This is a genomic window from Niastella soli (assembly GCF_017742245.1).
Lineage (GTDB): Bacteria > Bacteroidota > Bacteroidia > Chitinophagales > Chitinophagaceae > Niastella > Niastella soli.
The window spans coordinates 119993-146919 of record NZ_JAGHKO010000014.1; the positions used below are offsets into that span (position 1 = coordinate 119993).

Sequence of the window (26927 nt, forward strand, 5' to 3'; positions counted from 1 at the left end):
CAGTTTATATAAACGAGTACGAAGCGCGCGAATTTTCGTACCTCCTACCTCTTTTTCTAAAATGGCGCTCTGACGAATCGGAGTGCCAATCAATCTTAACTTGTTAACATATCAACCATTCAACCTCCTACCTCTTACCTCCTACCTCATAAAGCTTTACAAAAGAGCGCGACTCACACTCAGCATCATTTTCTGTACCTTTCCGTAGGATCTTCCCCCAAACATTCAACACGTTATTATATGCAAACTCATTTTTTCAGTAGTAAAGAAAGAGGCATAAAGGACATTGGCTGGTTAAAAAGCAATTTCTATTTCAGTTTCAGCGACTATTATCACCCTTTAAAAAGTGCATTCGGCACCCTCGTTGCTTTTAACGACGATTATCTTGTTGAACCCGGAAAAGGATTTGGCGTTCACCCGCATATAAATATGGAGATCATTTCCATTTTACTAAAGGGAAAAATGAACCATAAAGATTCTATGGGTTACAGCACCGTAATAGAACCAGGCGGTGTACAGATCATGAGTGCAGGCAGCGGTTTGCGGCATGAAGAATATAATATCGGTGAAGAGGATGTAAATTTTCTGCAGATCTGGATCCAGCCCAAACAACAAAACATTATACCCCGTTATCAGCAAAGAAGCTTTCCGGTTGAAAGCCGGAAAAATAAGCTTACTACCATAGTTTCCGGTGAAGAAGGATTAAAACATTGCTGGATCAATCAGAATGCAAAATTATTACTGGGCGCCTTTGATCAAAATGAAGTAGTGCGCCACAACCTTCACAAAGAAAATATGTGCGTTTTTGTATTTGTAATTTCCGGAGAGATCCTGGTTAACCGCATACCCGTATTTACCAGAGATGCCTTAGGCATTTGGGATGCCAGCCACTTTGAAATAACCTGCAGGGAAACCAGTGAGTTCCTGATCATAGAAACGCCTATCAATCAAAAATAAACCCGCACTCCGCCTTTTAAACAAACAAGAAACGACTTTTAAACAAAACAGCCACCTTCCATTCAGCCTCACCTTTGCAGTAGAAAAATAACTGATATGGAAGGAATACAACAACTACAACAACCCATTCATGCTGGGTTTACTGCAGCATCTACTACAACCGATGTGATCGCAGGCATTGATCTGAGCGGCAAAACAGCCATTGTAACAGGCGGTTACGCAGGTATAGGGCTCGAAACGGTAAAAACATTTGTAAAAGCGGGCGCCCGGGTGGTAGTGCCAGCGCGCGACATGGCAAAGGCCCAGGCGAATTTGCAGGGAATTGAAAGGGTAACTATTGAACCTATGGATCTTATAGACCCTGCTTCTATCACCGAATTTGCCAGCAAATTCCTGGCTTCGAACAATGCACTGCATATACTGGTTAATAATGCGGGAATTATGTGGGTGCCGCTGCATCGCGATCTCCATGGCAATGAATCCCAATTAGCAACCAATCATTTGGGCCATTTTCTATTGACTGCCCAATTGTGGCCGGCCCTTGCAAATGCCAAAGGTGCACGGGTCATCAATGTTTCTTCGCGTGGGCATTTTGCTTCGCCAATCCATTTTGAGGATCCGAATTATGAACACCGGGCCTATGACCCACAAACGGCGTATGGACAATCAAAAACGGCCAATATACTTTTTACGGTTGAGTTAGATCGCCGGGGGCAATTGCATGGTGTTCGTTCCTTTTCTTTACATCCTGGCGCTATTGTAGATACCGATCTTAAAAGAGTGCTTTCGCGGGAAAGGCTGATCGAGCTCGGCGTATACGACAAGGACGGCAACCCTGTATATGATGCCACAAAAGGATTAAAGACCATTCCGCAAGGTGCTTCTACCATCGTATGGTGTGCTACCAGTCAGGCATTGAATGATAAAGGCGGCGTCTATTGTGAAGACAATGACATTGCCATCCTGAGTCAAAGTGATGACGACGTAGCTAATTCGGTCAACAGGACCATGCGCAATGAAAAAGGCGTTATGCCTTACGCCATCAATGCGGAGAACGCAAAAAAGCTATGGACGTTGAGTGAGCAGTTAACAAACATTTCTTTTAAAATCTAAGTAGTATGGGGAAACCGGAAGCGTTATTTCAGGGCAAAGTATTTTTATCGTGTACGAGGGAAAAAAGTTACACCCGCGAACTGGTGCTTGACCAGCCGGCGTTGTCGTACATTTTTGCCGGCACCTTTACGGTCACTGATGGCAATGACACGCATATTTATCACCCGGGAGATCTGGTGATCATACCCAGGAATCAACTCTTGCGGGTGGCTAAAATACCGGCAGCGAATGAAGCATATCGGTCTGTGGCGATTTTTTTCCCGGCTGCCACGCTTCGAAAATTCTATGCATCGCATCCGGTTCCTTCCCAACCATTACAACCAAAATACCTGGCCATCAAGCGGCATCCGTTGTTGAAAAGCCTGTTCACCTCCCTGCTGCCCTATTTTGAATTGCAGGATGAATTACCGGCTGGCTTGGCTGAAATAAAGATCCAGGAAACGTTGACCCTATTGAACGATTTGAACCCACAGGTGCAGGAACTGCTCGGTTCTTTTCAGGAACCTGATAAAGTAGACCTGCCCAGTTACATGGAACAGAACTTTATGTACAACCTGCCACTGGAGAAATTCGCTTATCTCACCGGGCGCAGTTTAACTACGTTTAAAAAGGATTTCAAAACGGTGTTCAATATTACACCAGGCAGGTGGTTAACGGATAAACGACTGGAGCTGGCCCATTATCAATTATCCATACAAAAAAGAAAACCATCCGACATCTACCTCGATGCAGGATTTGAGAACCTGTCGCATTTCTCCTATGCTTTTAAAAAGAAGTTTGGGTATAGTCCGGCGACGGTGTAAGAAAGGGCAATGGGGAAAACAAGTTTTTTTAGTTATTTAGTTATATATATCAGGAGGATTGACGTGAATCGAAAACGGAGAGCCAAATTCCCCCGATGCATCGGGGGGTCGCAACATTCAGCACATAAACACTGACAGACAGGGGTGGGTATTTTTTGATTGACGTCGAATGAAATACATAAACCCACCCCAGCCCCAGGAGGGGATTCTTTAAAACAAGCATTAACTAAACGATACAAGCGGTAGGCAATAGCAGACAGCCCCAATTGCCTTTTAACCGCGACATTGCCGATTGCCGATTCACGATTGCCGTCGCGAGGCTTAGACATCGTAAATCCTTCACGTTTGACGTTTCACGACTGCCCCTGCCTATTGCCCATTGCATTTACGGCACTGGCAAAGTAGGCCGCGTAGCCGTTAACGCCATTTCCTTCTTAAACATTTTACCGCCATCACGGGTAAGGCGTAAATAGTAGTCACTCGTACATTTGGTGCCATCTTCATCAAGCGCCCAAAAACCTGAGCCTGCCGGTACATCATTGATGGTTTCGGCGGTTTTGGCTATCTGGTTGCCTTCATTGTATTCATCGAACATGCTGATGTAAATCCCCTGACAACCAAGCCGCGTCATGTTATAAAACTGACGCCACATAAAATCCCCATGCGCGCGATGACGCGACTGCAGATCGCCTGGCAATACACATGGCTGATAGTCGATCCCGTACTTTTTGCAATACGCCAGGTCAGGTGTATTCACCGTTGCAAAAAAATTATCAGCTTCAGCAGCTTTTGAGATGCGGCCCACCATCCAGGGTGACAACATATTGAATGCTTTATAAACCTCCAGAAAACCAGCGCGCGAATCGCTGGTCTGGTTTAACCAGTGTGTAGGCACGCCACCGATCACATAACAGCCCTGCGTTTTAAACCAATTGATCACATCGAGACAAGCCGCTGTAGAAAAGTCGTGGTTGTTGTCGTTAAAACCAAAACCCCAGATACACACCACCGGTTTGCCATTTTGTTTGGCGTAGGCCGATGACTGGGTGTATTGTTTCATTTTATTCGTCCAGTCGGTTTTTAATTCAGTTTGCATGTTCGTCCAGCCACTTACATCGTACATGATATAAAATTTGACGTTGTATTTCTCTGAAGCCGTTTTCACTTTGGCGGTCATGGCATCGCGAACAGGGCCTTCTATACCATTGGGATTGAACCGTTGCAGGGCAGCCACATCGATCTTATACTGGCTCATCCAGGAGAACTGTACATCTACTGTTTGATCGCTGAACGAAGAGAACAATTGCGCCGGTTGCCCATTACCGAGATTGGCAAAATTGGTATTGAATTTATTCGTGTATTCCCGTACATCGGGCCAGCTGATGAATGCTTTGTTGGTGGCGGATGGTGTGGTAGCCCAGTCCTGCCCCCAATGCCACCAGGCGTTGATGGGCGATCCATCGCCTTTACAGGCAAACCAGCCCTGGTAACCTACTGTAATTTTTCCAACCACATCGCCTGCCGGTGAAGGCCAGACGGTGTCTTTTTTGTCGTCGTTATTATTGCCGCCGCCATTGTTATTGCTTTTGGCGCAGCACACCAGCATAACCATTAACACCAAGAGGATACTATTATTTCTTTTCATAGTAACGAGTTTTATTTTTCTACCAGTCTAAGATCATCCAAACCCAATGCCACATCTGCATGCGTTTTACTGGTTGTCCATAAATAGAGGCGGAAGAAGTTAAAGGCGCTGAGTTTGGGCCCGCCATCACCGCTGCTTTCACCGGCATCGCTGAAGTTCAGCGTCAGTTCATTCCAGCCGTTCTTTAAATTGGGCAGCATAGGCGCCAGGTTCCAGGAGTATTCGTTTTTGTCGCTTTCGCCCGAACTGGTCAATTCAAACTGACCATCGGCTTTTATCTGACTGATATCGCCAATGTATAACCACAGTTTCAGTGTCCCATTGGCCTTGGTGAGCCCCGCATTAAGCGCCGTTGGCCGTTTGTAAATAAAATGCATATAATCTTCCCCGCTTACAATAGGAGCCTTTAACCAGCCCTGCCCTTCTTTGGCGCCGGGTTTTTCAATAGCCCCTTTATTGCCGGCGGTTTCCCAGTTATCGAGCGCATCGGTATTATTGAATGTTTCCAGTGTTTTTGATTTCAGGCGGAACCGCAGGTCATCAACCCCAATGGCCACATCGTTGTGGTTCTTGCTGTTCGTCCACAGGTACATGCGAAAGAAATTGAATGCATGAATATCGGGTCCGCCATCAGCTGACACCTGGGCCGTGCCGAAGTTGAGTTTTATTTCATTCCAGCCATTCTTAAGCCCTGGAATAATATCGGCCAGGTTCCAGGCAAATTCTTTTTTATCTGACTCACCGGAACTGGTAAGCTCTATTTGTCCGTCGTTGTTTTTCAGATCGGCCACACTTGATACATAGAACCAGAAAACAAACTGGCCGGTCTCTACCGTAAGTTTGGGATCAACCGGCGCCGGACGTTTATAGATCAGGTGCATATAATCTTCCCCATTAACAATGGATGCTTTGAGCCAGCCTGCGCCTTCCTTGCCGCCTGTTTTTTCTATGGCGCCCTTGTTGCCGGCAGATTCCCAATTATCTATGGCATCAGCAGTATTAAACGAAACCAAGGTGGGATCTGGTGGCGGCGGTGGAGGTGGTGGCGGCGGCGGTTTTAATCCACTGGTATCGCGGCTATGATAGTTTTCTTTTTTGCAGGAAGTGATGGTGATCATTGCAAACAATATTGTGATAGCAATAAATACAGTTAATTTCATATCCTTATTGTTTAAAGGTTATTAATCGGCAATCGTGAATCGGCAATCGGCAATCGTGAAGCGGCAATCGGCAATCGTGAGGCGGCAATTTTGACCTCGCGTAATCGTGAAACGTCAAACGTGAAAGTTCTTATTGCGGAACTCCAATTAATAGCGAGCCTGCTTACAACTCACTACTCACCTTCAGCTCGGCATTTTAATTCTCATCAACATCACCTTACTCCTTCCTTTATCAACCCTATCAACTCTGTTACCTCTATCAACCTGCCTCCCCGTCAACGTGTCAACGAGTCAATGTGTTAACGTGTCAACTGATCAACTTTACTTAGGCACCTCAATCTTTATTATCTCACTCAAATTCGAACTCTTATCGTCGTTGTTAAAACGTACGCCAACCCGTACATAAAAGGTCCTTCCCTTTACAAGATTGGGAATAACAAACTCCGGCGATCTGTCGGCGGGCGACATATCCCCCCACTCTTTATTGACGGCTACTTTATACACGTCGGAATAGTCGCGGATCGATGCACCCGGTCCTACCAGCGAAGTGGTGTTTACGTAGGGTTGTATTTCAGCAATGGAAGGCATTCCGGCAATGGGTGCCTGCATAGTGAAACGGAGCGTTAATTGATTGCTGTCCAGTTTGGTGGTAAAACTGTTCAGATACAAATAAGGCGTGAGGTTGAAATCATATTTGGTGTTCTTATCAACATCCAGCTCCACCGGTGGTACCGCCCAGAACGCGCCACCTTTTATTGACACGCGGTAATGCCCTTTGAACAATTTGGAGTTTTTAAAGGTGCCATCCATTTTCACCGGGATATCCTGTGGTGCGGGCGTGGCACTCCAGCTCAGCTGCTCGAGCCTGATGGTAACATTGCCGGTAGCGGTTTGAATATTGCTTTTTGATTGCTGATCAACCAGGTTGCCTTCCAGTGACGCATCGGGGGCATCGTAATTGTCTTTTTTTACGCATGCCACACCTGCCAGCAGTATACCAGCACCCAGTAACATTGTGCTCAAATGAAGTTTCATGACAGTTAGTTTATGCTAATAATTTGGATTGTTCGGATAGAGATTGGGGTTCTTACCCAGTTCGCCGCCAGGCATTGGCTCATAATAAAATTTCTTCTCGAAGTTGTAATTACGGCCAAAGGTTTCCGGTTCTTTCAACATGATATATTTCTGTTCATCGAAAACATAGTAAGGCATAATTCCCTGAAAGCGGGCATTGTTCAGGACAACATCGGCAATACGCCAACGGCGAAGATCCCACCAGTAATGATTCTCGAATGCGAGCTCCTTGCTTCTTTCATTACGCACTACTTCGATGGTCATCTCGGCCAGGGTCAGGGGCGTGGCACCGGCCCGGTCCCTGATCTTGTTCAAACAGACAAGTGCATCGGCTGTCTCACCAGTCTCTATATCAGCTTCAGCCCGATTCAACAGTATTTCCGCATAGCGGAACTCAATCCAGTGCGTGGTGCTGGTAAACAGATCCACATCGGCCTGGGGACGGCGATAGTCGATATACTTGCGTACATAAAAACCGGTGCGGGTGCGCTCATCCCCAGCCGTACTGATACCGGTTTGCCCAATGATAGCTTTGCCATTGTACATCGTATTGGGATCACCCGACAACAGATAGCTGCGGGCGGCGGCAGGTTTATTTACTTCGGCAGCAGCGGTGCCGCTGAAAGTGGGATAAATACCGCGCTGCACATCAAACGTGCGGGTACGCAGGATATCGCCCGGGAAATATACAGTGGCCCGTAACCTGGCCTCCATACCCTGAAAAGCATCGCCCGGTTGATTGTATCGCTTAGGGGTGCCGTCGGGGTTATTAAAGTTCAACATCCCAAAACGTTCTACAAACTCCAGCGTTGGATAGGCCCGTGACAAGGCATTAGCAGTCATCCAGCGGGGTGAAAAAGTAGCATCCCAGCTATGGGCAGTACGACTGGGAATGGAATAATTTCTCACCAGGATATTCTCAGGGCTTTTTTCATCCAGGAAGGCATCTACATAATTCATCACCTTATCGCTGTTGGAAGTATATAAATTGTAGTGGCCTTCCAGCAGTTTGGCAGCTTCAATGCACTGGTTAAAATAACTGGTTGCTTTCTCCGGCGCTATGCCCACGTAGCCCTGCGTACGCGCATCCCCGTTTACAAAATTCTGTGATCCATACCGCGCAATACTACCGGCGTACAACATGGCCCGCGATTTTAAGGCAGCGGCCACGTATTTATTAGCCCTTTCGGGAGCGCTGGTTGCAGGCAACAGGGCAATGGCTTTATCCAGGTCTTTGCCAATAAAATTCCAGGTTTCTTCTTCGGTATTGCGATGCACCTGTAGTTCTGCAATGGTTTGCTCGGGGTATTTTTGTACCACCTCAACAATGGGAACACCGCCATATCTTTTTGCCAATGCGAAATAATAATAGGCGCGCAGGAAATAGGCTTCGCCGGTGAACTGATCAATTTTATCCGGGGCGAAATTGACCGCATACTTTGGTAAAGTCTCCATGAAATAATTCACTGCACGGATGTCGGCATAGGGCCAGTAACCAAAGCCCCCGCCAATATCCATACCGCCCCAGGGCCCTACCATTTCGCCACATGCTGCTCCGCTATGCCAGAAGTGTTCCCATTCGTGGTGCAGGTTAAAACCCGGTTGGCCATCACGTCCGGTAGGACGATACGAAAAATCTTCGATCGGTAATTTGCGGTATACCTGTGCCATATAAACATTCACTCCCGACTCGCTGCTAAAGATCTGGTCATCGGTAAGCAGGTTTACCGGTTTTATGTCGAGCTTCTGACACGCTGAAACGGCAACCAGCATTGCTATGAGTACAACAAATATGCTATTATTGATTTTCATATGAATCGTTTAGAAAGTAATGGAAGCGCCAACGTTAAAGGTGCGGTTGAGTGGGTATTTATAACCACCCAAACCATATTCAAAACCGGCATTGGGAATTTTACCCGGGTGTTCAGGGTCGCTGTCTTTAAGCCCGGTTAGTGTAAACAGGTTATAGCTGTTCACATACAGGCGGCTGTTCTTAATACCCAGTTTTCCTGTTAATGTGGTGGGCAAACTGTAACCAATCTCCAGGGTCTTGCAACGCAGGAAGGTGGCGTCCTGTACGGCTTTAGTGGAGTTATTGATGCTGCCATAGTTAAAACCCATAGCGGGGTATTTGCCAGCCACCCATTGGGTATTGGGATCAAACACATTGTCATCGGGATTAGCCGTATGCCAGCTGTCGAGGAATTTGGTGAGGGAGCTGCGGCCATACATCAGCGGTTCGGCATATTGTTCATCATACTGTACCCAAAAGCCTGTGGAACCGGCCAGTACAGCACTCAGATCAAACCCTTTATAATATAACCCAATGGTTAAACCGAAGTTGATAAGCGGCAGGTCCTGCAACGCTATGGGATGATCGTCATTGCCATCTATTACGCCATCTTCATTCCAGTCCTGCAGGTAATAATCGCCCGGCACTACGTTGTTATTGCCGCCACCGGTGTTTATAGGGTAACCGTAGATCTGGTCGTAACTGGTGAATTGCCCGCCGTAGTCTTTGCCCCACCAGATGTTTTTAAACCGGTCAGTGAGGCCATTGCGCCATTGCTGGTATTCATTGCCTGCCAACCCCTGTGTTTGGTTACGGAAGAAGTTGCGGGCATAGGAAACGTTGCCCGTTATATTCATTCTTACATCATGGACCGTATTGCGATGCGTTAATGACAACTCCCAGCCTTGTGTACGATCGGAGTTCAGGTTTTCCTGGGGAACGGTAACACCTACGGTGCCGGGAATTACCACGGTGCGTTGCGCAGGTAATCCGGTGCGGTCCCTTCTGTAAACATCAAACGACCCTTCTATTTTGTTATTAAACAGGTTGAACTCCAACCCAAGGTTTTTGGTGGTGGAAGTGGTCCAGGTAATGTTCTCATTTACGAGCCCCCGGGTTTCGGCACCATTTACAAACACACCATTGAAAATGTAACCCCATACACTATTATCGTTGGGATTTACGGTTGGATAGTTATAACCGGCTACATACTGGAAGGCGGCGGCATTGTCATCGCCCATTTCGCCATAAGAAGCGCGCAGCTTCAGGTTTGAAATGACCTTGGGAGAGACCAGCCGGTTAAAAAATGGTTCTTCACTGATGCGCCAGCCGGCGAGGAAAGCGGGGAAAAAGCCCCATTGCCCATTGCCGGGTTTGTATTTATTGGTACCATCGTAACGGAAAGTAGCTTCGGCCAGGTATTTCCCTTTATAATCATAGGTGGCCCGGCCCACCCAGGAGCGCATGGCTATTTCGGTTACTCCACCAGGCGAGGTATTACCGATCTGGTCAACCGACTCGGCGCCAAACAAATAGTCAACAGGCAACAATACATTGCGCGAGGCATAGATGTTATCGTTCTTTGAATGGTTCTCTTCCAGCAACGCCATGGCCGATACTGTATGCGTATTGTTGAATGAACGGTTATATTGTAACGACAACTGGCTAAGGGTTTGAAAACCGGTGCCATAGGTACGCGTAAGGTTGGAAGGTCCGTTTACATTCGAGACCTTATATTCATTTGAATTGGCATCGTAGGTATACAAATTATAGGCTTTTTTATAATCGCTGTTATCGTCGACGTTCAACCCATAGTTGAACATACCTCTTGCCTTTAGTCCTTTTATACCGGGAAGATCATATTCAAGGTTTACCTGTGTTTGCAGGTTCTTCTGGGTCCTTTTTCTGTAGCCCACTTTATCGGCATCGGTAATGGCCACAGGGTTGGCATTATCGGGCATTACATTCAGGTACTGCGGGTTGTTATTAGCATAGATCTGGTTAATGGGGATCTGGTTCCAGGTATATTTGAAAATGGTCCACAGGTCCTGGTAAGGCTGGTCCTTTTCATCCATGTGACCCGAGATCAATGCCTGGGCGCGAATACGGTCGCTGATCTTTACGTTTATATTAGAACGCATGTTCCAGCGGCTGTAATCGAGATCGCCCGATTTGAGCAAACCGCTTTGCTTCATATACCCCACATTAAAGAATAGGTTTACTTTATCGGTGCCACCGGTAATATTCAGGTTATGCTGTACTTGCGGTGAAGTGGTGTTAAATGCAGCTCCGATCCAGTCGGCCCCGGTATAGGTACCATCCATCCAGGGTTTAATATCATTGTAAGCATAAGCAGGGGGCTGGTTGCTGATAAAGTTATTGGCGAAATCGCGCTTTGCTTTTTCATTCGTCAGCATCATATAATCCACCGGTCCCACGCCATCGGGCATTCCCAAAAAAGTTTGCCAGGCCTGGTTAAAGGAATAGGTGATGTCGAACCGGCCATTGCGGGCGCTGCCCTTTTTGGTAGTGATCAGGATAACGCCATTAGCGGCGCGGTTGCCATAAATAGCGGCCGATGCATCTTTCAATACCGACACACTTTCAATTTCATTGGGGTCCAGCTTTTCGAAACCACCACGTGGCACCCCATCGATCACCACCAGGGGTGAGGCGCCATACCCGCGGATATCGAAACTGTTTTCATACCCGCCCGGTTCGGCTGTGCGCTGGATCATGCGTAAACCGGGAATTTTCCCCGTAAGCATGTTCTGTACGTTCTCATTTTTGGTAACTACCAGGTCGCTGCTCTTTAACATAGATACCGAACCGGTAAGCGTGGTTTTCTTCTGGGTGCCATACCCTACCACAACCACGTTATCGAGGCTGCGGCTGTTTTCCTCCATGGTGAGGTTGATCGTACCCCGGCCATTAATTGGAATGGTAATGGCATTCATAGTAATGTGGGAAAAAGAAAGCCGGGCGGCATTGGCAGGGACCGTGATGGAATATTTCCCGTTCTGGTCAGACATAACCGAGATGCTGGAATCGCCGGCCACCGAAATGGTTACGCCGGCCAGGGGTTCTTTCGTTTGCACATGGGTTATTCTTCCTGTGATAGTTTTCTGCTGTGCCAGCACCGCCACAGGAAACAGACAGGCAAGCAGGAGCTTACAGATAATTTTCATACAACAAGCAATTAGTTTTTATACTGATACCGGCAATTAAGCGCCAGGCCCCTAAAAAACTATTAACAAACCCATTAATGGGGAATTAATTAGTATTTTTTCTTTTTATTTGCTCATGCTGAAACCGGTTATTGCCATTCTACTTATTATTGTCGGATTGCATACGTATGATGCAAGAGCGCAGCCTTATGGATTACAATTCTCCAGTCATGAAGTGATCCCCGAAAAACGGACCTCGCTCGATCTAACGGCCAATGGCCCGCTTCAGTTGGCCGATGAAACCGAAATTGCATTCGACCTGATATTTCAGCCGCACAAAGCCATTTATTTCGGTTATGTGATGCGCCTGATCACCACCGGCAACCAGCATATCGATATCGTTTATAACCAGCGCTCGGCCAGTTTTAACTTTGTGAATGGCGAACAAATTTCCGGCACCCTGCCAGTTGATACGGCTATGCTGTTGAATGGCTGGAACCATTTTGTGCTCCGCATAAACCCTGTTAAAAAGAAGCTCTTCTATAGCATCAATAACTCCCTGGCTGGGAATGGGCCCCTGGCTGTAAAACCGGCAAGTGAGTACCGGCTGTATTTTGGCAGTAACAGTTATGAAGGTTTTCAAACTACCGATATCCCGCCTGCCTGTATTAAAGACATCCGGATCTGGAACGATGGGAAATCCCGGCTTTTCTTCCCCTTGTCTGAATCGGATGGCCTTACCGCTACAGACAAACAGGAAAAGCGAAAGGCCGTGGTAAAAAATCCGGTATGGATAAAACCCCGGCATCAAATATGGGAAAATGTATATTCCGTTAATACAAAAGCAACGGCCAGCATTGCCTTTGATAAAAAAAGAGAAGTATTGTATATTGTTTCGGCCGACTCCCTGTATACGCTGAACCTTACCAACATGGTTGTTCAGACAATTGGATTCAATATTAAAAGGGACAGCATTCCACCCGGCAATCAGTCGATCTACATCCCACTCACCGATTCCTTATATAATTTCTATATCGACAGCAAACAGGTAAGCCGGTACGATACGGGAAGCAAACGATGGAACCACCATTTTAATTTTAAAGACCTTACTGTTTACTGGCAGGCGAATAAATTCTTTTCTGCCTTTGATACCAGTTTGTATATCATTGGCGGGTATGGACAACTTCAATACAAGAACCAGGTACAGCGCTACCATTTGAACAGCCAGCAATGGGAGACCCTGCAACCAACCGGTGATTTCTTTATGCCGCGGTACATGGCTTCAGCCGGCACAAACGATGCGGGCGATACAGCGTACCTGGTGGGTGGCTATGGCAGCACCACCGGCGATCAAACCATCAATCCGCGATTTACATACGATTTCACGCGATTCGACGTACGCAGTAAATCGTTTCATACCTTATTCCAACTCAAAGAGCCCTCCCGGCAATTCTGTTTTGCCAATCAAATGGTGGTTGATGCACCTACCAATACCTGGTACGCATTGGTGTACCCTACTGACCGGTTCAATGCAGCCCTGCAGCTGATCCAGGGCTCCCTCACCTCGCCTGCGTATAACCAGTTGGGAGATTCCATCCCCTACTCTTATTACGATATTGCTTCTTATGCCGATCTCTATTATTGCCAATCGAGCAGGAAGCTGGTGGCGGTCACTTTATATACAGCCAACAACCGGACAGACGTAAAAGTATTTTCTATCGATTTCCCACCGGGTGCGGTCACTACTATTGCAAACCAACCTGGCTTGTTTTCAAACTGGAAATTATATGTCTTAACGATAGCAGGGTTATTACTGGCCGCTGCAGGCCTGGCAGTTGTAAGAAGAAAAAAAGCCATCCGCCAAAAACGAACACCTACAATAATACCATCCCCCGCACCAGCCATTGCTACTGGTTCGGCTTTGCAAAGGGAAGAACCGGTTGCATTACCGGAACCTGGCCCATTGGTAAAGGCGTCTGCTATTTATCTCTTTGGCAATTTTGAAGTGTACGATTCCACCGCCCACGACGTCACCACCCAGCTTACCCCGTTATTAAAAGAGTTATTGATCCTGATCGTAACCCATACCATCCGAACAGGTAAAGGCATTCCCCAGGAAAAACTGTTCGAGATCCTTTGGCGCGACAAACAACAGAAAGACGCCAAGAACAATTATTCTGTAAACATTGCCAAACTAAAACCTATCCTGGAAAGCATAGGCGCCTGCCATATAGAAAAAGTAAATGGGAAAATTCAATTGGTAGCGGAAGAAAATGCCCTCTACCTCGATTACCTCGCTTTTAATACGATAGTAAGAAAATCAGGATGCTCACCTGCTGAAAAACAAACCCTGCTGACAATCCTGGAAAGAGGCTCGTTCCTGAATGAAGTCAATTATACCTGGCTGGATGATATCAAATCTGAAGTATCGGGTTTGGCCATCGACTGGCTGCTGACCAATTTCAATACCAATACGATCACTGATAGCGGTAGTATTATAAGGATCGCCAATGCCGTTTTCCAGTTTGACCAGTTGAATGAAACTGCCCTCGAATACAAGTGCAAGGCACTGATAGCCCAGGGCAGGTATGGCCTTGCATTGGAAACGTTCCAGAAATTTGAAAAAGAGTATGAGCATTCTTATGGGGAGAAACCGGGGAAGACGTTTAATGAGATCACTGAAAGGCAATAGGCAATGGGCAATGGTGAAAGGCAAAAGACAGAGAGATGAAGACCTGTAAGGTCTGCCTTCTGAGCTTGCGGAGCCAACGAGATGAACAGACCCCGATGAATCGGGGCAGGCTCTGACAGGTCTCATTGAACCATTAAGACCTGTCAGGATCGCATAAGCCCACTGATAGATTAACACCCGATGGCGAGCCTTACAGGTCTTGTTCGCTTTATCAGGGCACACCGACGCGTCGGAGACGCCAAAACCAATACTACCCAATTATCTATATTCCTTACTGTCATGCTTCCGAAAATTACAGAATTGGTTAATACCTCAAACCGGCAGCCTCCTTTTTCAATTCTAATCTAATGGCGTAATGGTGATATAGTCAACATTGATCAGCTCTTTTCCACCGCCTTCCAGTCTGATGGTATTGTCACCGGCTTTCAGCTTTACTGTAAACATTGCCTTGCCGGTAAAGGTGGTGGCATCGGCAGTTGACATGGCATTCAGGAAAGAAAGATCAACGCCATTTACAACCAATCTTATTCTACCATACGCGACATTGGCATGTGCAATGGTAATAGTGGCCCGGCCGCCTTTCTTGCCGCCATTAACACGGGGGAAGGTTATAGCAGAAGAGGCCTCTTTCAGGTTAGTTACATAATTACCGGTAAGGGTAGCGCCTCCACTTACGTCCGCTTTTTCTGCTTCATAACGAATTGACTTTTTAACTCCGGGCAAGGCAGCTATCGCAGACGGACCTGTTTTTGTTTGTTCTACCAGTTTTATGGTACCGTCTTCATTAAACTGCACATAGTCTACACAGATAGACCGCAAGTTACCCTGACCGGTATTGGAGAGCTGTTGGTTATGATAAAAAATATACCATTTCCCTTTGTATTCCACTACTGAACCGTGGTTGGTATCACAATCGGTTGAACCAAGGAACACGCCCTGGTATTTCCAGGGGCCTAAAGGACCGTTACTGGTAGCATAACGCAACTGATTCTCCCGGCCGTGGTTATCGGCATAAGTAAGATAGTAAATGCCATTCCTTTTAAACACCCAGGTAGCTTCATGAAAGTCAACCAGCCCTTCCATTTTTTGTAGCGTGCCGTCGATCTCGATCATATTGTCTTTCAATTTTCCACCAGAACATTTGCTGCCACCGCCATAATAAAAGTAAGCCTGTCCATCCGTATCGATGAACACACAGGGATCTATCATAGAACTGCTATCGAGCCCTTTAATATAGCCGGCAGAGGTAAAATCGCTGGCAGGCTTTTTACTGGTGGCTACGCCAATTTTCCAGGAGTTGTTCCATTTTGTATCGCTGGGATGTGGAAAATAGTAATAATAGGTGCCGTTTTTGTAAGCACAATCCGGGGCCCACATAAAACCGCCTTCTTTACGCCCCCATGCTACCTGGCTGGCGTTTAAGATTTCGCCTTCATCACGCCAGGTCACCATATCATCGGTTGAATATACATGGTACCTGTCCATAAGGTCGCAGCCCCGGGCCGGATCTATATCGTGGGAGGGATAAACATATAACCTGCCATCGGCCCATACATGCGCCGATGGATCGGCGGTGTAAATACTGGTAATAAATGGATTTTGGGAAAAACAGGACCCACTGATCAAAAGAGTGCATAGGGCTAGCTGACAGGCAATTATTTTTTTCATAGGGGCAAGAAAGCGTTTGGGCATTAACCAGTCGCTTAATAGTTCATTAATTGGTGATTAATGGCGGAAAAACAGCCCAACATCTTATAAATATTTCTCAAACCAGCTGGCAGCGAGGTTGGCCACATTATGCAGGGCGCCGGGTTCCTCAAACAAATGGGAGGCGCCTTCAACGATCTCGAAGTTCTTTTCACAACAGAGATCCTCATATGCCTTGGTATTTAACCCCATCACCTGGGTATCGCGGGAACCAACAATAAGCAATGTGGGTGCTTTTACCTGTTTTATGGCAACAGCCAGATCGGGTCGGCCGCCACGGCTTACCACCGCTTTTATGTTTTTATCAAGCATGGCAGCTCCCTGTAAAGCAGATGCCGCTCCCGTGCTTGCCCCAAAATAACCAACCGACAATTGCTCCAGATGAGGTTGTTGGGAGGCCCATTCCGTTACCTGGATCAGACGATGGCTTAGCAATGCAATATCAAACCGGTTTTCATACACTTCATCTTCAAAAGCCGTTAACAGATCGGTCAACAAAGTTGCCATGTGGTGTTTATTCAGCACATCGGCTACAAAATTATTCCGGGGGCTCATCCGGCTGCTGCCACTCCCGTGTGCAAAAACAACCAGCCCTCTTGCGTTTGCCGGTTCAACCAGGTTAGCACCCAACTCAACATGCTGTAGATGAATGTGTATTTCTTTTTTACTGGTCACGGGGAAAGATCTTTTATAAAAAAGCTGAAAATTCCATGCCAGTGGCCCTATTTAATTCATATGTTTAAACAATATCACCGCATTCTTTTTTAGATCAGAGGAAGCTTTTAATTGATAACGGTCTTTGCCCGCCTCAATGGTTAGCAAAGCCGTGTTGGGGGGAATACTACCCAGGTTATTGGCCACCAGCACAAATTCATGAACCGGCACATCTTTTTTTAAGGGAACTACGATCCTGTACGGATGGGCAGATACAAAAAGCCGCGATACCAGCACTTCATTATTATGAAAAACAGTGACGGTATCGCCATCGACTACCTCATTATCCGAGATGGTGATCACAATACTATCGGCGTGCGTAATGATAGTACTGAGCGTATCAGCCATACGTTGTTTTTTTACTGTGCTTATACTGTCATTAAAGGCTTTTTTGTTAAGTGCTGCGGGCGACAAGCTACCGGTAGGCCTGCTGCTATCTGTTTTTAGTGTATCAACCTTTTTGTTTTGCGCAACATTACCACCAGGATTGCCGCGCTTATTTAACCAGGCCAACATATAATTAGTGGTATCCACGTTTGTGCTCACCTGTTTTAATACCGTGCGTGAAGCCATCCCCATGGATAGTATCGAGCTTAACACCGATTTCATATTGGCTGTTCCCACCAGGTATTTACCATCAGCCTCTACATAGAAATTTAGTTTATAGGTGCAAAGCACATGATTTGTTGTTCTGTCAATAAAACTTTGGCCTGCGCCTTTTAATTGCCGGGCGGAGTCATTGAAATTCCCCAGAAAATTGGCTTTGCAAAAACCCATACCCTCATCGTAGGTGTAACCTATATAAGTATTTCCCTGCCTGATAATTACCATTTTCATATACTCGGCATCTATCCGCCCTTCCCAGGTACCGGAAAGGTCTTGTGCCCAACAGGGCGCAAGCGTATCCAACAATAAGATCAGGCAAAAGAACAGTGATCTCATACAAAAAAATAACTACAGGAAAGTTACTTTTTTACGGGCATATACGAAGGCGTTGCCTGCCCAATATTGCCAATAACGCGGGGTTAACCTTTCACATTTCGTTAATAAACTTCGAAGCTCCGTTACCTTCTATTATACAAACAAGCAACAAATAAAACGCTTGAATAAACAACCTTAAAAATCACCTTATATGAAAACGATATTCACCCTTACCACCATTGTACTGATAGTAATTGCCAGTTTAGTAAGTGCATTAATGTTCAAATTTGGAAATTATAATGTATCAGCCCTGCTGACACTGACCAGCTTTCTTTCTTCAGTTTTATGGATACATGTAATTACCAGCAAGAAAGTTATTGTACGCTAAGGAGTATTTCGGGAACCACATATACATGAAAAATTGGCTATCGTAAGGTAGCCTTTTTTCTTACTCCGCTTTCTGTACTTCCACCGGCGATTTCCCAAACTGTTTTTTAAAGGCGTAGGAGAAATGTGACAGGTTTTCGAAACCCACTTCAAGGTATATATCACCCGGCTTTTTGTTTTTATTCTTTATTTGAAAATGGGCTTCTTCCAGGCGTTTCCGGGTAAGCCAGGTGCCGGGCATTTCATTAAAGATCTTGTTAAAATCGCGTTTGAAGGTTGACAAACTCCGACCGGTTAAAAAAGCAAACTGTTCTAACTTTATATTGAACCTGAAATTCTTGTTCATGAATGCCGCCAGGTCTATGCGCTGAGGAATGCTGAAATTGAAAAACACCTGTGCCCACGCCGGGTTCTGTTTTAATAAGATGATCAACAGCTCTTCCCGTTTTACATCGGCAAAATCAGGGTCCAGTTTTTCAGCCCCTTTATAATAAGGCTCCAGGGAGTTCACAAAATTCCGGACCAATGCATTCGTTTCCACTAACAAAATAGAGTCATCATTATCGAACACGCCCGGTCTATAAGGATGCTTTTCCAGAAAAGATCGTAGAAACGGTTCATCCAGGGCAATCACGATCTTATGAAATTCATTGTCCACTTTGTTTTTTGTATACCGGATCAAATGGTTTTTCCGGGCGATGATGGCATCGCCCGGATTGGAAATGTATTTCTTTTCGCCATCGTAGGCTATATACGTTCCCTGTAACAGATACATGAAATAATGCTCCGGGATCAGGTGTTCCGGTGAAATACCTGGTCCCAGGTAACAGGAGTGTATTTTTTCTATATCCACTTTTGTTATTTTTAGCATGCCGCGTTTCGACTACGCTCAACGCTTATGGTCCCTCCCTTCGACTCCGCTCAGGGCATCGATGGTGTCTAACAGCGTTATTTCTTTTGCTCTTGGTTTCCAGCCCAATACCTTTCTTGCCTTTTCAGCGCTCAGGTGCACATATACTTCGGCACCAAGTGGCTTCAGGTCGGCTATATTCGCTGCGTGTTGCAGCCGTTCTCTGCGGACCAACACGGCTATATCATAAACACTGACCGAACCCTCAGAAGCCGCCAGAAAACGCTCACCTTTGGCCTCAGGATGCGTCATAGCTCTCAGGTGAATATCGGCCGTATCGCGCACGTCAACAATATTAAAGGTAAAATTAGGCGTTTCCTTTATATCCCCATTTAATAACCCTTTCAGCACAAATTCCATCGAGGCCGAATAGTTACCACCAGGCACCGGGCCAAAGATCCCAACCGGATTAATAACCGTTAACTCCATATCGCCCCCTTCCCTTTTCATAAAATCCCAGGCAGCTTTTTCTGCAATGGCTTTCGATTTAAGATAAGGGCGAAGTCCTGGAGTACTGGGGTCTGTCCAATCCTGTTCAGTAAACGTATAATTTTCCGGGCTTCTGCTGTAACCAATAGCAGCAAAGGAAGAAGTCAATACAACCCGTTTTACCCCGGCATCCCGGGCAGCTTTCAACACCCGTAATGAACCGTCTCTGGCAGGCACTATTATTTCGTTTTCATCTGCGGGGTCAACAGCGGGGAAGGGCGACGCCACATGTAGTACATAGGTGCAGCCGCTCACTGCTTCCATCCAGTTATCATCTTTTGTAAGATCAGCTTCAATAAAAGTCAATTTGTCGAAATGGTGAATACCACCTGTTGTGAGGGCATGTATGATCTCCTCTTTTTTGGCCAATGAGCGGATGGTAGTTTTTACGGTATATCCTTCCTGTAATAATTGTAATACACATTGCAGTCCCAAATAACCCGAACCGCCAGTTACTAACACGGTGGTTGCGTTTGCTGAATTTTTCATTTTGTTATTTATTTCTCAGCAAAGCTCCCTCAAATACGTACGGCGTGTTTTGTTTTAAAGTTCAATCTTTCTTTGTTTTAAAGTTCAGCTCCCGTAATAAAAAAGCGGGGCTGCTTTCACAACCCCGCTTTAGAAAATTTTAATGGTCCGCTTTAGAAAATATAATCGGTGCTCAAAAAGTTAGAATCATGGCTTCTAACAATTGTGTTGAGCAGCGTTTTGTTTGATTCTGTTAATTTAGCTGCCACCAGTGAACGGATGGAAAATGAACGAAGCGCATCGAATACAGATAACGTACCTTCTGCACTGTCTTTTCTTCCGGTAAATGGAAATACATCGGGCGAACGTTGTGCCTGGCAGTTGATATTTACGCGGCTTACCAGATTTACAAATGGATCAATGAGGCTGGCCACTTCTTTGGCATCTTCGCTAAAGATACTCACCTGCATACCATGTGTTGCATTTACCTGGTAGTTTACCGGCTCATCAATAGAATCGAAAGGCACTACCGGCACGATAGGACCAAATTGCTCTTCATGATATAATTTCATTTGCTCATTTACCGGGAATACTACTGCCGGGAATACAAAAGAACCTTCCTGGAAGCCACCATTTTCATTCATCACTTTGGCGCCTTTGGAAATGGCGTCATCTATACAGGCTTTCAAATAAGCTGGTTTATTGTCTTCTGGCAACGGGGTAATTTTAACGCCAGCTTCCCAGGGTAATCCGGGTTTCATGGCGGATACAGCTGCTGAAAGCTTTTCCGTGAACTCGGCAGCGATCTCTCTTTGCACAAAGATCAGTTTCAGGGCGGTACAACGTTGTCCATTGAAAGAAAGCGCACCCAGGATACATTCATTAACGGCTACATCAATGTTGGCATTTTTGGTAACAATGGCTGCATTCTTTGCATCCAGACTTAAAATAGCACGCAAGCGATTTACTTTCGGGTGCAATTTTTTAAGTCCGTTTGCCACCTTGCTGCTACCAATGAAAGCCAGCACGTTCACTTTACCACTCTCCATGATCGGAGAAATGATCTCTGAACCTTTACCGTATAATGTATTTACGGTGCCTTTAGGAAATGCTTCTTTGAATGCATTTAATAAAGGATAATGGCACAATACACCAAATTTGGGTAATTTAAACAGAATGGTGTTGCCCATGATAAGGGCTGGTATCAGTGTGGTAAAAATTTCGTTCAGAGGATAGTTGAAGGGGCCCATGCTCAACACTACGCCTAACGGCGCTCTTCTTATTTGAGCAATAGTACCTTCTGCCTGTTGAAAATGAGAAGACTCCCGGTCGAGGTCTTTCAACGCATCGATGGTGAAGTTGATGTATTCAACGGTGCGGTCAAATTCTTTGGTGGCATCAGCCAGTGTTTTTCCAATTTCCCACATCAGCAATTTGATCACCAGCTCTCTTTGCTGGATCATTAAATACACAAACTTCTGCATGCATTTGATGCGTCCTTCTACAGACATGGTAGGCCATTCACCTAAACCGTTATTATAAGCGGCCACAGCGGCGTCAAGCGCTTCCAAAGATTCTTTGGGAGTAGTATTAGGAATGCTGCCCAGCAGCTTTTTTTCAAATCCGTTTGCGGTAGGTATACAAACCGGTGAATAAATATTGGTAACGGGCCCATTCCAGGGAACCAGTTCGCCATTTAATAAATATTCCCGTTGGTGAATTTCGGTGATCTTGTAATTGTCAGGTATGCTGCTCTCCTCTTTAAATACCTGAGGCAAAGTACCTCTGTTAGAATTCTGTTGAGACATGGTTGTTGATTTACTGATCTTATAAAAATTGTCTTTTAACAAGATTTTTCAAATGTAGACTAATAATCATGAAGATATTTTTAAAAAAGTCACTAATTATTTTCTTTTTTTCATTAAACAACCCGCCTGGTTAGAAAAAAACTATCAGCTGATAGCTTTTTCAATTTAGCATACATAGAGCTATCACATGTTAGATCAAAGAGACAGGCAGATCTCAGGTAAGTTTGTAGCCTGCTTGTTTTTTTATACTTATAATTTCAGCAGGCAGGTAGAATCCGTCGTTGACAAAAAAGTAAATTCATTTCGGTTACTAGTTATAGTTTGAATGGCAGATCATCTATACAATAACCTATTAGTACATCTTCATCTTCCGTCAGGAAACAGGCAATCAGGTGGCATATGCAGCACCAGGCAGGAATTATCAGCGCATAAACGCAGCAATTATTTGATGATTATTAGAAACAGATGCAGCTATTGTATTTTCTTAACTTCTCTGAATATAGGATATACATAAAAGGCATAAAAAAAGAGGCTACCAATTTTGATAGCCTCTTTACCAATTCTGTGATCCCGCTGGGACTCGAACCCAGGACCCCAACATTAAAAGTGTTGTGCTCTACCAACTGAGCTACGAGATCAACCTAAGAACTTTAAACTTTTGAACCGCGAAGATACTTAACCAATAATTCTGGCATAAAAAAAGGCTACCATTTTTGATAGCCTTTCCGCCAAATTTTGTGATCCCGCTGGGACTCGAACCCAGGACCCCAACATTAAAAGTGTTGTGCTCTACCAACTGAGCTACGAGATCAACCTTATTAAGGTTTCAAAATGTTAAGATCTTTGCCCAAAATTGCTATCCAACTCATTCATTCTCTTTTTCTTCTGACCGTTTTTCGAAGCGGTGCGTTTATTTTGGGAGTGCAAAAATAGGAGAAAAACATATCTCACCAAATTTTTTTAAAAAAAATCATAAACTATTTTCTCAACTCCTATTTTTTCAGCGGGTTAACTCCGCTATTTTTGTGTTTACAAAAGTAACGTTATGTCATTCTTAAAAGATAAGGTTGTAGCTATTACGGGCGGAAGTGATGGAATTGGAAAGGCTTTGGTAGATGCTTGCATTGCCGCAGGTGCCAAAGTAGCTACCTGTGCGCGTAATTACGACAAATTATACACCCTGCAACTGCAGCACGCCAATGTGATGCTGCATACCATTACCTGTGATGTGAGTAAAGAAGCCGATTGTCAGCGTTTTATTGAATCTACCATTAAAACATTCGGCGGGATAGACATCCTTATCAATAATGCCGGTATCAGCATGCGGGCTTTATTTAATGATGCCGACATTGAAGTGATCAAAAAGGTAATGGACGTCAATTTTTTTGGTTCCGTGTATTGCACCAAATATGCACTACCCTCTATATTAGAGCGTAAAGGGACCATTGTGGGAGTTTCTTCCATTGCCGGTTACCGCGGTTTACCTGGCCGCGCGGCCTATTCTGCCTCTAAATTTGCCTTACAGGGCTGGCTGGAGGCCATCCGGACGGAGTTATTACATTCCGGCGTGCACGTTATGTGGGTTTGTCCAGGCTTTACAGCCTCCAATATCCGGAATGCGGCACTAAATGAGCAAGGCAATCCGCAAGGGGAATCACCGCTCGACGAAGCCAGTTTAATGAGCGCTGAGGCCTGTTCTCGCGAAATCCTGAAAGCCATCGAAAACCGTAAGCGTACCCTCGTTCTTACCTTTAACGGTAAAAGGACCATCTTTTTGAACAAACTCTTCCCTTCGCTAACGGATAAGCTGGTGTACAAATTCTTTTTTAAGAACAATGAGCTTTCCAAATAAATGAAAAATGAGAAATGGAAAATTAAAATGAAAAAGTAGTCGCTCATTTCTCATCTTGCTAATAAATTTCAAACTTTTTCATTTCTCATTCCTAATTTTTAATACATAATTTCTTAAATGCCTTTACTAACCCTCACTTCTGATTTTGGTATGCAAGACTACCTGGTGGGTGCAGTAAAGGGCCAGTTATTGCAACAGAACCCGGAATTTACCCTGGTTGACGTGTCGCATACCATTTCACCTTTCAACTATCCGCAGGCTGCCTATATCAGCCGCAACATAATCAAGCAGTTCCCCCCGAACACATTCCATTTGCTGCTGGTAAACCTGTTTGAAAAAAAGCCGGAACAATTATTATTAGCCTGGCATAAGGAACAATACATTTTGTGTGCCGATAATGGCCTGCTCACTATGATGCTCGAAGACAAACCTGAAATGATCATCGGTTTGCCGCTCGATCCCAAAGCCATAAAAAACACCTTGTATTGCGTTCAGGTAATGGGTGAAGCCATTCAGAAATTACATGCCGGGGCCCGGTTACAGGATATTGGCATCCCTGATGTGCCTTTTTTAGAAAAGAATCATTTACGTCCCTTGTTTGGCGAAAACTGGATGGAAGGGCAGATCATTTTTATAGATCATTTCGAAAATATTGTAGTTAATATAACACGCGAACAATTCGAAGAACATCGGAATGGGCGGAACTTCAAAATTGTATTCAAACGCAATGAAGTGATCGATAAAATAGCGGAAACCTATGCCGATGTGAACGAAGGCGAAAAACTGGCACTCTTCAATGCGGCCGGATATCTTGAAATTGCTATCAACAAAGGCAATGCCGCCGGTTTATTTGGATTGCAAGGTTTTACCGAACAGGCCCAACACCTTCAAAACAGACTGTTCTACCAAACTGTGAAGATCATGTTTGGGTAGTAAAGCAACAAACTTAGAAGATGAAAATATCCGATCCAATAACCTGAATCTTGAATTCGTCATCCATCTAAACAAAAGAAAGAATAAATTTTAAACTGACACACAAAACACTTTCTCAGGGGTTTGTTGTAACAAGAATAGAATTATTAGAAAGTAGGGTTTTGTTAGGGTTTGCCCTGAAGAAACGGAATATGACATAGATGAATTTCTGACCCGTTGCAGAACAGAAGACAGCAACACCTTCAAACTAATTTCATTTAGCTTATTCGGCATGCGAAATTTACTAGACCAAAACTAGTACTATTACGACGAAAACCATGTCTAACTTTTGAATCTTCACAGTCCTTAACTTTAATTGATAACAGTGACCAAGGCTGGCATTAAGATTAACAAAGTCACTTACTACCCAAAAACCCAGGTTTAAAACGATATTGCATGATCCCAGGGGCACGGTATTGGTAAAGAGGCTATCATAATTGGAAGCCCTCATTAAGATCTAAGAGAAAATTATTATCAAACAAAACCAGCCTTATTTGCATTAACCAAATTTTATTTATAACTTGTCGAATAGACACTTAACCCGCACGATTGCAGGTAAAAAAGATCCGCATTGCCAGATGATAATTTTTTAACCTGAAAAAATTCCCTATCATTATGAAGAATCTAGTTTTGATTTTTCTAGTCCTGAGTACTGTTGGCGCAATGGCACAAACAAACGTTTATACAACAGCCAATGCGCATGCCCACAACGATTATCAACATGAACCTCCGCTGGTTACCGCCTATAATAGCAAGTTTGGATCGATTGAAGTAGACTTGTTTTTGAACGATAATGACTTAATTGTGGCTCACACAGAAAAAGATGTTATCAACAATAAAAGATTTGAAGACCTATACGTTAAACCTTTAGTTGAATATATTAAAGCGAACAACGGTAATATTTATGAAGATCCCACGCAGAGTTTGATTTTGATGATAGATGTAAAATCAGAAGCTGTACCTACGCTCAATAAGATTACCGACATGTTATCAAAGTACCCTGAAATTACCCAGTGTAAATCGCTCATGATACTTGTAAGTGGTAATAAACCAGATCCAAGCACTTATCTTGCCTATCCTCCTTACATTTGGTTTGATGGGTTATTGAGCATAAAATATAGACCCGATGAACTTACCCGTATTGCAATCCTGAGCGATAATTTCATTAACTACACATCCTGGAAAGGCACCGACAATATTCCGGAGAAAAACTGGCTGGCTTTACAAAAAGCAGTTGCTAAAGGTCATGAATTAGGGAAAAAGGTTAGATTTTGGAACACACCTGATTTCGTTGATGGCTGGCAAAAAGTTATTGAATTAGGTGTTGATTATATAGACACTTATAGTATTAAATCACTCGCTGAGTATTTGAAGAAGAACAGACCTGAAAAGAAATCCAACTAGGCGGGTTTGTGCATGAGCTTGAATTCACGCCCTTAATTGTAAAAACATTTATAAAGCGGTCACTTCACACAGGAAGTGACCGCTTTACTTTTCCAGCACCGGACCTGGTCATCTATGCATTGTCTGGTATTTCAGGCTCTACCAGTTTAATTAGTTTATCCAACGAATCCTGCCAGCCCAGGTAACACATTTCAGCCGGGATTACAGCCGGGATCCCCGTTTGCTCAACTTTTAATTCAGTGCCCGCAATAGTTTTTTTGATCCATACAGAAGTGGTCATCTCTCCAGGCAGGTTGGGATCATCGAATTTATCGGTGTATTTAAGAAACTCGTTCGGTTTAACTTCAACATAAGTACCACCGAATGAATGTCCGTTACCAGTTGTAAAATTCGTGAAGGACATTCTGAAAGTACCACCAGTCTTTACATTCATTTCATGAACAGTACAAAGAAAGCCATAAGGAGGTAACCAGGAAGCAATTGCCAGGGCTTCAGTAAATGCGCGGTATAACTTTTCGGGCGATGTCTTGATCATTCGGTGTAACGAAACTGAATTAGTTGACATAAAACATTTTTTTATTCCTACTCGTCTGGCTTTTCGGTTCCGCCCGTTTTTAGCGTGGTTGCTGCTCCACTGCTTCAACACAACAAAGATGATTGGAAATCTGGATATGAAAGGTGGCCATTTAGGACAAAATGAGGGTCATTTGAGACTTAACTACCTAGTCTACAATATTACACATAGTGTTTTACCATAGGATAGATGCACATGGGTTATAGTCACAAACTACAGTATTTAGTGACCTGTAACGAAGATATCCCGGCTCTAATAAGAGGTGAAGTATCCCCGGGTCATCTCTGGGACACCTCCGGGACATCTCCGGGATATCTA

At 44.7% G+C, this 26927-nt stretch carries 20 protein-coding genes and 2 tRNA genes; 8 read left to right on the forward strand and 14 right to left on the reverse strand.

Translation table 11 applies throughout. The features are described from left to right. The first annotated feature begins 240 nt into the window (after positions 1–240). The 3 genes from J7I42_RS29535 (at position 241) to J7I42_RS29545 (ending at position 2873) form a co-directional block, all read left to right on the forward strand. A complete protein-coding gene (locus J7I42_RS29535; protein WP_209143076.1) occupies positions 241–957 on the forward strand; it encodes a pirin family protein in 717 nt (238 codons plus the stop codon). 96 nt (positions 958–1053) lie between these two features. Continuing rightward, entirely contained in the window at positions 1054–2070 is a 1017-nt protein-coding gene (locus tag J7I42_RS29540; RefSeq protein ID WP_209143078.1) for an SDR family NAD(P)-dependent oxidoreductase, read from the forward strand. Between the two features lie 5 nt (positions 2071–2075). After that, positions 2076–2873: an AraC family transcriptional regulator gene (locus J7I42_RS29545; RefSeq protein WP_209143080.1), complete on the forward strand. Its 798-nt coding sequence runs from the start codon at positions 2076–2078 to the stop codon at positions 2871–2873. 385 nt (positions 2874–3258) lie between these two features. On the opposite strand, the gene J7I42_RS29550 is transcribed toward J7I42_RS29545, so the two are convergent. The 5 genes from J7I42_RS29550 to J7I42_RS29570 all read right to left on the reverse strand — a co-directional run bounded on the left by J7I42_RS29550 (position 3259) and on the right by J7I42_RS29570 (position 11732). Then, positions 3259–4518: a glycoside hydrolase family 71/99-like protein gene (locus J7I42_RS29550; protein WP_209143082.1), complete on the reverse strand. Its 1260-nt coding sequence runs from the start codon at positions 4516–4518 to the stop codon at positions 3259–3261. A gap of 11 nt (positions 4519–4529) precedes the next feature. After that, the gene (locus J7I42_RS29555) at positions 4530–5678 is read right to left on the reverse strand and encodes a hypothetical protein (protein ID WP_209143084.1); all 1149 of its coding nucleotides are present in this window, start codon (positions 5676–5678) and stop codon (positions 4530–4532) included. 321 nt (positions 5679–5999) lie between these two features. After that, complete coding sequence (locus tag J7I42_RS29560; RefSeq protein ID WP_209143086.1) at positions 6000–6713, reverse strand: DUF3823 domain-containing protein; 714 nt, start codon at positions 6711–6713, stop codon at positions 6000–6002. 15 nt (positions 6714–6728) lie between these two features. Further along, positions 6729–8564: a RagB/SusD family nutrient uptake outer membrane protein gene (locus J7I42_RS29565; protein WP_209143088.1), complete on the reverse strand. Its 1836-nt coding sequence runs from the start codon at positions 8562–8564 to the stop codon at positions 6729–6731. A gap of 9 nt (positions 8565–8573) precedes the next feature. Then, positions 8574–11732, reverse strand: a complete 3159-nt coding sequence (locus J7I42_RS29570) for a SusC/RagA family TonB-linked outer membrane protein (RefSeq protein WP_209143090.1) — start codon at positions 11730–11732, stop codon at positions 8574–8576. Between the two features lie 115 nt (positions 11733–11847). Here J7I42_RS29570 and J7I42_RS29575 point away from each other — a divergent pair, with 115 nt between their 5' ends. Beyond that, on the forward strand, positions 11848–14403 hold the full coding sequence (locus tag J7I42_RS29575) for a hypothetical protein (RefSeq protein ID WP_209143092.1): 2556 nt from the start codon (positions 11848–11850) through the stop codon (positions 14401–14403). Between the two features lie 339 nt (positions 14404–14742). On the opposite strand, the gene J7I42_RS29580 is transcribed toward J7I42_RS29575, so the two are convergent. The 3 genes from J7I42_RS29580 to J7I42_RS29590 form a co-directional block, all read right to left on the reverse strand. Further along, a complete protein-coding gene (locus tag J7I42_RS29580) occupies positions 14743–16071 on the reverse strand; it encodes a family 43 glycosylhydrolase (RefSeq protein WP_209143094.1) in 1329 nt (442 codons plus the stop codon). A gap of 84 nt (positions 16072–16155) precedes the next feature. Beyond that, positions 16156–16785 carry a dienelactone hydrolase family protein gene (locus J7I42_RS29585; protein WP_209143096.1) on the reverse strand — a complete coding sequence of 210 codons (630 nt, stop codon included), beginning with the start codon at positions 16783–16785 and terminating at the stop codon, positions 16156–16158. Positions 16786–16836: 51 nt separating this feature from the next. After that, complete coding sequence (locus J7I42_RS29590) at positions 16837–17766, reverse strand: hypothetical protein (RefSeq protein ID WP_209143097.1); 930 nt, start codon at positions 17764–17766, stop codon at positions 16837–16839. Between the two features lie 190 nt (positions 17767–17956). Here J7I42_RS29590 and J7I42_RS29595 point away from each other — a divergent pair, with 190 nt between their 5' ends. Next, a complete protein-coding gene (locus J7I42_RS29595) occupies positions 17957–18133 on the forward strand; it encodes a hypothetical protein (RefSeq protein ID WP_209143099.1) in 177 nt (58 codons plus the stop codon). A 60-nt stretch (positions 18134–18193) separates the two neighbouring features. On the opposite strand, the gene J7I42_RS29600 is transcribed toward J7I42_RS29595, so the two are convergent. The 5 genes from J7I42_RS29600 to J7I42_RS29620 form a co-directional block, all read right to left on the reverse strand. Continuing rightward, entirely contained in the window at positions 18194–19003 is an 810-nt protein-coding gene (locus J7I42_RS29600; RefSeq protein WP_209143101.1) for a helix-turn-helix domain-containing protein, read from the reverse strand. A gap of 18 nt (positions 19004–19021) precedes the next feature. Further along, positions 19022–20020 (reverse strand): SDR family oxidoreductase, encoded by a 999-nt coding sequence (locus tag J7I42_RS29605; RefSeq protein ID WP_209143103.1) that lies wholly within the window; start codon positions 20018–20020, stop codon positions 19022–19024. Between the two features lie 152 nt (positions 20021–20172). Then, positions 20173–21807, reverse strand: coding sequence for an NADP-dependent glyceraldehyde-3-phosphate dehydrogenase (locus J7I42_RS29610; protein WP_209143105.1), 1635 nt, complete (start codon positions 21805–21807; stop codon positions 20173–20175). A 565-nt stretch (positions 21808–22372) separates the two neighbouring features. After that, positions 22373–22445: transfer RNA gene (locus J7I42_RS29615), tRNA-Lys, on the reverse strand. A gap of 100 nt (positions 22446–22545) precedes the next feature. After that, positions 22546–22618: transfer RNA gene (locus J7I42_RS29620), tRNA-Lys, on the reverse strand. A gap of 234 nt (positions 22619–22852) precedes the next feature. Between J7I42_RS29620 and J7I42_RS29625 the strand changes: the two genes are divergently transcribed. From J7I42_RS29625 to J7I42_RS29635, 3 genes are all read left to right on the forward strand, one after another. Further along, positions 22853–23659 carry an SDR family oxidoreductase gene (locus J7I42_RS29625; RefSeq protein ID WP_209143107.1) on the forward strand — a complete coding sequence of 269 codons (807 nt, stop codon included), beginning with the start codon at positions 22853–22855 and terminating at the stop codon, positions 23657–23659. Between the two features lie 117 nt (positions 23660–23776). Further along, positions 23777–24592 (forward strand): SAM hydrolase/SAM-dependent halogenase family protein, encoded by an 816-nt coding sequence (locus J7I42_RS29630; protein ID WP_209143109.1) that lies wholly within the window; start codon positions 23777–23779, stop codon positions 24590–24592. Between the two features lie 654 nt (positions 24593–25246). Continuing rightward, positions 25247–26035 (forward strand): PI-PLC domain-containing protein, encoded by a 789-nt coding sequence (locus J7I42_RS29635; protein WP_209143111.1) that lies wholly within the window; start codon positions 25247–25249, stop codon positions 26033–26035. 112 nt (positions 26036–26147) lie between these two features. Here the strand turns inward: J7I42_RS29635 and J7I42_RS29640 are convergent, their stop codons facing one another. Then, positions 26148–26600 (reverse strand): SRPBCC family protein, encoded by a 453-nt coding sequence (locus J7I42_RS29640; RefSeq protein WP_209143113.1) that lies wholly within the window; start codon positions 26598–26600, stop codon positions 26148–26150. Positions 26601–26927: the final 327 nt, after the last annotated feature.